Origin of the sequence: Puniceicoccus vermicola (genome assembly GCF_014230055.1) — a bacterium.
GTDB lineage: Bacteria > Verrucomicrobiota > Verrucomicrobiia > Opitutales > Puniceicoccaceae > Puniceicoccus > Puniceicoccus vermicola.
Window position 1 is genome coordinate 1 of record NZ_JACHVA010000110.1, and the last position, 3,450, is coordinate 3,450.

The following is a 3,450-nucleotide window of genomic DNA, read 5'->3' on the forward strand; positions in this document are numbered from 1 at the left end:
AAAAAATTAACAACCTATATCGCACTGAGGTAGGAAGCCACCGAGGGCGTCCGGTTGGAAACCTTGACGCTACGCTCAATGGGATTTGGTGGATATTGTGCACGGGCTCGATTTGGAATCAGTTGCCTGAACGTTATGGAAAATGGAACAGTGTTTGGCGGTGTTTTCGCCGCTGGTGTGGTTCAGGCATGTGGGGATGGATTCTGCAGAATCTTACGGAACAGCACTCTGACTACGAAATCGCCTTGATGCTGGACGGCTCCCATATCAAGGCTCATCAGGACGCTTCCCGGAGTCCCTTAGATTCTGAACAACAAAAACTTGGAAAAACCAAAGGTGGCAGAAATACAAAACTCTCTGCTGTGGTAAATCTTGCCGGAAGAGCCGTTTCCCTTGTCTTGGTTCCCGGCAATGAACACGACAGTGTCAGTGCCATCGAAACCCTTCCCAAGAACTTGAAAGCCAAGTTCGTTCTCGCCGACAAGGCCTATGATGCCAACCGCATCAGAAGTCATATTGAATCGGCGGGAGGGTTCTGCGTCATCCCTCCTAAAGCGAATCGAAAAGAGACGATCTCTTACGACAAGGAAATCGGTAGGCTTCGAAGAATCGTCGAAAACTTCTTCTGCAGAATAAAATCATACAGAAGAGTCGCTACACGATACGAGCAACTCCCCCAAACCTTCCTCGGATTCGTAACTCTCTCTGCAATAGTAGATTGGATTAAATTTGAATTTGTCCACGCGGCCTAGCCCAGTTTCGGGCATGCCTGTCGCACGTAGAATCGCTCATGATGAACCTAGAGACATGGAAACACTTTAGTTCCCGGACGCAAAAACACGAAGCCGCGCAATCAATCAGTGATCGTGAATTCGATTCATTAAATCCTGGAGAGAGGTCGATGGTTGAGATGCTTCGTGAGAATTCCGGGCTCCGCCTAGAGCAGGAGCATATCGATTTTGAATATATAAAGGTAGTATTTCGTTCCTGCTTTAACTTAATTGGTATGACCCAAGGACATCGGTAACACTCTATAGTGGCATTCATGCCATGGAGAGAGACCGAATCGATGACCGAAAAAGAACGTTTTGTAACCCTTGCGGGGACCGGCCGTTTCACGATCACGGATCTGTGTCGTGATTTTGGAATCAGCCGGAAGACCGGGCATAAATACCTGGAACGGCACAGTCGCGAAGGACGGGCCGGGTTGAAGGACAGGAGCCGCTGTCCCGGGAGCAGTCCTTCTGTAACCGAGGAGGAAGTGGAGCGTTTAATTCTTTCTGCGATCCGCTGACGGTGTGCGACCGCTACAGCCGTTATGTGATCGGCTGCAAGTGTCAGCCCAATCAGCAGTTCAAGGGGACTTTGAGAAGCTGCAAAAAGCTGATGCGCTATCACGGGCTGCCGGAGGTCATCCGGGTGGACAACGGTTCTCCGTTTGCTTCCGGGTCTCTGGGCCGACTCTTGCGTCTGAGCGTGTGGTGGATCGAGCAGGGAATCCGTGTCGAGTTCACGACGCCGGGATCGCCGCAGGAGAACGGGTGGCACGAGCGCACTCACCTGGACTTGGAAGCCGAGGCGGTTCGGCCTCCGCCGGCGAACATGAGAGCCCAACAAAAGCGCTTCGACCGCTGGCGTCATGAGTATAATCATGATCGTCCTCACGAGGCTTTGGACATGCTTTTTCCCGGCGAAGTTTACCGCCCCAGTTCCCGGCGTCTCGGCGAAACGGACAAAATACGTTACCCCGAAGACTATACCGTGAGACAAGTCAGTGAGTCGGGACACTTCTTGATCGGGGGGAGGTCAACTTCTGTCTGGGCGAGATCTACTACGGATGCAGGGTAGGGCTACGGGAATGAGCGGTTGTTTTTGTCCAGAATTACGCTGAAAAGCGCAAATACTGGACGAAACTCAAATGAAGTCGAAAAAGGAGAAAGAGCCCATGAACGATTTTGGGGAAGCCCTGCGCCCGACGTTCCCAGCAATCCGGAACCTGTCAACCCGTATCCATCGTTCCCCGATAATCGATTCCTTGTTTAGTCGTCGCCCGCCACGCACCCGAAATGTTCAGTGCATTGAAAAGCTGGGTGAAAGGCGATTTGCTGGATGAATGAATGCGTTCAGTCCTTGTAGAAATTAGAGCGGAAGGCGGTGGGGGGCATTCCTGTAATTTCCCTGAAGCGCCGATTGAAGTTTGATAGGTTCGAAAATCCAACCGCGTAAGCGATTTCGGTAACGGATTTACGACTTCCAATTAGGATAGAGCAGGCGCGAGCGACTCGCAATTCGTTTAGGTGGCGGTGAAAGTGCCGTCCGCTTTTGTTTTTGAAGAACCGCGAGAATGCTTGGGGCGACATACCGATACCCTTGGCGATCTCAGCTTGGGTGAGGTTGGACTCCGTGAATCTAGTTTCTATTTTCCGGAGAACAGATTCTAGACGAGAATCAATATGCGCCGCTTTCTTCACTGAGAAATTCGGGGTGTTCAACCATTCATGAGAGGTGGTAATCGCGAGAGAATGGAGAAGGTCGAGCAACAACGCGATCGGAGCATCCATCTTGGTTCGATTCTCCATCCGTCGCAGTATTTCGTAGCAATTGTTGGCGGAGTATTTGGGGAAAATCGCTCCGCGCTCCGCCTGATCGAGGAGAAGACGTGTAGGGCGATTTTCAGGGAGAGCCCAAAAATTCTCCCCCCAGGCGAGCGGACGGAAATGGAGGACGGTCCATTTTGCGCCGCTTTTGTTGGAGGGATCCGAAGTGAAGGCATGAGGTAGATTTGATCCAGTCAGCACCAGATCGCCCGGTCCATAGGGGCGCATTGCTCGACCGGAATGAAGAAGGCCCCGACCTTTCTCGATCCAGACAACTTCGACTTCTGGATGAAAATGCCAATGGGAATCCACGCTTGGTTTGGAGAAGGTGGAAACTTTGACTCCAATCTGGCCTCCGGAAAGGGCTTCAAGCTGTGGTGGATCCGGTATCATATCAGATGGGTCATCTTAGGTTCTGTCTGGAAGAGTCATCGCGATTATTTCTCTCACGGAGAACGTTATGATTCATGATACACGTCTCTCGATGGATTTGTGTTAAAATAGTATTGAAACATTTGCAATAGGGTAGAAGAGAATCTGTTGACTTCGATCTATACTGAGGTCCGATGAATTCTTCCCCCCCCCTCCCAACGGTTCTCGCCGCTGTAGCGCATCCGGATGACATTGAGTTCTGCTTTGCAGGCACTCTTGCTCATTTGAAAGAGGTAGGTTGTTCCGTGCATATGTGGAATCTGGCGAATGGCTGTTGTGGGGATGCGGTTCGCGGCAGAGAGGAGACCGCCAATATTCGATGGAAAGAGTCCCGAGCGTCCGCCGCGGTATTGGGCGCATACGCGCACAAACCGGTTTTTGATGACCTCGCCGTTTTCTATGATCGCCGCTCGCTCTCCAT

General features: G+C 51.4%; 6 protein-coding genes. 5 read left to right on the plus strand and 1 reads right to left on the minus strand.

What is annotated here, in order from left to right; all coding sequences use genetic code 11:
* The 4 genes from H5P30_RS14355 to H5P30_RS14370 form a co-directional block, all read left to right on the plus strand.
* Positions 1–752, plus strand: a 752-nt coding sequence (locus H5P30_RS14355; protein ID WP_185693118.1) for an IS5 family transposase, incomplete at its 5' end; no start/stop codon positions are given.
* Positions 753–793: 41 nt separating this feature from the next.
* Positions 794–1,027 (plus strand): Wadjet anti-phage system protein JetD domain-containing protein, encoded by a 234-nt coding sequence (locus H5P30_RS22715; RefSeq protein ID WP_354587806.1) that lies wholly within the window; start codon positions 794–796, stop codon positions 1,025–1,027.
* Positions 1,028–1,069: 42 nt separating this feature from the next.
* Positions 1,070–1,294 (plus strand): leucine zipper domain-containing protein, encoded by a 225-nt coding sequence (locus H5P30_RS14365; RefSeq protein WP_185691749.1) that lies wholly within the window; start codon positions 1,070–1,072, stop codon positions 1,292–1,294.
* Between the two features lie 2 nt (positions 1,295–1,296).
* Positions 1,297–1,848 (plus strand): integrase core domain-containing protein, encoded by a 552-nt coding sequence (locus tag H5P30_RS14370; protein ID WP_185691750.1) that lies wholly within the window; start codon positions 1,297–1,299, stop codon positions 1,846–1,848.
* A gap of 275 nt (positions 1,849–2,123) precedes the next feature.
* On the opposite strand, the gene H5P30_RS14375 is transcribed toward H5P30_RS14370, so the two are convergent.
* On the minus strand, positions 2,124–2,990 hold the full coding sequence (locus H5P30_RS14375) for a helix-turn-helix domain-containing protein (protein WP_185691751.1): 867 nt from the start codon (positions 2,988–2,990) through the stop codon (positions 2,124–2,126).
* Between the two features lie 173 nt (positions 2,991–3,163).
* Here H5P30_RS14375 and H5P30_RS14380 point away from each other — a divergent pair.
* Positions 3,164–3,450 (plus strand): PIG-L deacetylase family protein (locus H5P30_RS14380; RefSeq protein WP_185691752.1); only part of this gene is annotated, 287 nt, incomplete at its 3' end.

Excerpts from the sequence above, each read along its gene's own strand:
- H5P30_RS14365 (WP_185691749.1), top strand. The coding sequence starts at position 1,070 with ATGACCGAAAAAGAACGTTTTGTAACCCTTGCGGGGACCGGCCGTTTC.
- H5P30_RS22715 (WP_354587806.1), top strand. The coding sequence starts at position 794 with ATGAACCTAGAGACATGGAAACACTTTAGTTCCCGGACGCAAAAACAC.
- H5P30_RS14375 (WP_185691751.1), bottom strand. The coding sequence starts at position 2,990 with ATGATACCGGATCCACCACAGCTTGAAGCCCTTTCCGGAGGCCAGATT.